The sequence below is a fragment of the Brevibacterium sp. SIMBA_078 genome (assembly GCF_046534565.1).
GTDB lineage: Bacteria > Actinomycetota > Actinomycetes > Actinomycetales > Brevibacteriaceae > Brevibacterium.
In genome coordinates this window covers 1-237 of record NZ_JAWRYQ010000573.1, presented here as the reverse complement: position 1 = coordinate 237, position 237 = coordinate 1, and the positions used below count along the sequence as shown (strand labels likewise).

1 protein-coding gene is annotated in these 237 nt (G+C 39.7%); it reads left to right on the top strand.

The window, feature by feature from the left end; genetic code table 11:
- A partial coding sequence (locus tag SB749_RS20845; protein WP_410711995.1) for an enoyl-CoA hydratase/isomerase family protein occupies positions 1–237 on the top strand: 237 nt, incomplete at both ends.

Genomic DNA, 237 nt, shown 5'->3' with positions numbered 1-237 from the left:
CTGAAGAGATAAGTGTATTAATCGTAAAAGGAAATGGAAACGCCTTTTGTGCTGGTGGAGATATCAAGGCTATGCAAGCTGGCGAAGGGTTTTATCATAGTAAGGAAGATATCACGACAACCGGTTTAGCAAGAAAAAATTCATTATGGAAAAAAATCCAACGTATCCCTCTGTTGCTTGAGGAAATAGATAAACCTGTAATTGCTCAAGTTCACGGTTTTGCAATGGGAGCAGGTC